Below are 1,719 nucleotides of genomic sequence, written 5' to 3'. Positions count from 1 at the left end.
AGATGCACGCGCTGAAGCACTTATTTAGAGTTATAATAGTTGATATATTTAAAAAAATTAAGGAGCTTTGTTAATTAAGTTTTTTTAATTAACCATTTTTGATTATAAAAACGTTTAAATTCTTGAAAATACTCTTTTAAATTGCTAAATTAATATTAGTTCATCTAATTATAATTGAGACAACTAGTACGAGAGATACTAATTAAAAACTTTTTTTGTAAATTTTGTTACCAAAGATAATCATTATAATCAGAAACCTTGTTCGGAATTATTAAAAAATTTTAAAACATTATATATTTTGTTTAAATTTTTCATGTATTTTATTAATTTTTTTTTTCATACTCGCTGTGTAATTTAGGTATATAATAAATCAATTCTTTTATTTCTTGTGGTAAATATTGTTGATTAACATAATCATTTGGAAAATTATGAGAATATTTATAATCAAAACCAATACCTAATTTACTTGCTGAATTATAACTAGTATCTTGTAAATGTTTTGGTATATTAAAAACATTACCTTGCAGAACATCTTCATAAGCTTTATTAGTCGCTAAATAAGCACTATTTGATTTTTCACTTAAACACATTTCAATAATTGCCAATCCTAAAGGAATACGTCCTTCTGATAAACCAATTTGACGAAAAGCATCAATTGCTGTTTTTACATGTATAATAATCATTGGATTAGCTAATCCAATATCTTCATAAGCGGTAATTAACATTCTTCTTATTAACGCTTCATGAACACCACTTGCTAATAATCTTGCAAAATAATGTAAAGCTGCATCAACATCACTACCTCTAATAGATTTTTGTAATGCTGACTTTAAATTGTGATGCTCATCGTTATCTTTAAAATTTATTAAATTAGCTGATGAAGAAATTTTTTTAATAATTTTTTTTGTAATTTCTTCTCCAGGATATAAATGTAAACACAATTCTAACATATTAATGGCAATACGTAAATCCCCGCTAGACAATTGACAAATCAATAATAAAGCATCTTGTAGAATATTTAATGGTAATTTTTTATTAACGATTAACTTATTTAATCCTGTTAACATTTCTTCGGTCGTAATTCTTTCTAATTTAATGATGTTAACTCTTGAACGAATACTCGGATTAATTACAAAATATGGGTTTTCAGTAGTGCAAGCAAACATAATTAAATGACCGTTTTCTAAGTATTGCAATAAAATATCTTGACGATCTTTATTCATTCTATGGATTTCTTCTATAATAAGAATAAATTTTTTAAAATTTAATGCTTGTTGAATAATTTTTTCTAACTTAGATTTTTTATCAATTGCAGCATTAAAAATATCATACTTAATTTGTAAATCATTAGCTAATACCTGGGCAAGGCTACTTTTTCCAATACCTGGAACACCATAAAAAATTAAAGAACTAGCGTAATTATTTTTTAACATTCTCGAAATAATACCATTTTGATCATTAATAAGATGACTTTGTCCAATGATATCAGTTATTGTTGACGGACGCAAAGCAAATGCTAATGGTTTTTTAAACATTTTTTCTTTCCTTTGTATATTTAGATTTTAATTAATTTTTTTTTATAAGTATATTTTATCAAATTTTAATATTAATATTGTAATATCTTTTTTAATTTATTGCAATCATTAAATCAACTTTAATTTTTAAATTAATTGCCTTCCCAAGTATTGAATATTATGTATTAAACAAAAAGAAGAACGC

At 23.9% G+C, this 1,719-nt stretch carries 1 protein-coding gene; it reads right to left on the bottom strand.

From position 1 onward, the window contains the following. Nucleotides 1–323: 323 nt before the first annotated feature. On the bottom strand, nt 324–1,535 hold the full coding sequence (locus tag RI01_RS02670) for a replication-associated recombination protein A (protein WP_017193130.1): 1,212 nt from the start codon (nt 1,533–1,535) through the stop codon (nt 324–326). Between the last annotated feature and the right edge of the window lie 184 nt (nt 1,536–1,719).

This window comes from Italian clover phyllody phytoplasma str. MA1 (genome assembly GCF_000300695.1).
Classification (GTDB): domain Bacteria; phylum Bacillota_I; class Bacilli_A; order Acholeplasmatales; family Acholeplasmataceae; genus Phytoplasma.
This window is presented reverse-complemented; position numbering and strand designations above follow the sequence as displayed.